1 rRNA gene is annotated in these 261 nt (G+C 51.3%); it reads left to right on the forward strand.

Annotation, left to right across the window (positions count from 1 at the left end):
* A 23S ribosomal RNA gene (locus tag PZC42_RS24890) occupies positions 1-261 on the forward strand; the annotation flags it as partial.

Here is a 261-nt window from a genome sequence, read left to right on the forward strand (position 1 = left end):
GGTTCGTCCACGGAGGGTGAGTCAGGGCCTAAGATCAGGCCGAAAGGCGTAGTCGATGCACATACGGTAGAAATTCCGTAACCACCGAACTTTAAGCATAAGGGACGCTTTCTTTAAGGTTATCCCCGGCGATGGTTGCCCGGGGCGTAAGGGACCGAAATTCAAGTAGGGAAGTAACTGGCGAGAGAGACGAGAAAAGCTTATGTGTATACTAAGGTGCCCGTACCGCAAACCGACACAGGTAGATGGGATGAGTATTCT

The organism is Isoptericola croceus (assembly GCF_029382255.1).
Lineage (GTDB): Bacteria > Actinomycetota > Actinomycetes > Actinomycetales > Cellulomonadaceae > Isoptericola > Isoptericola croceus.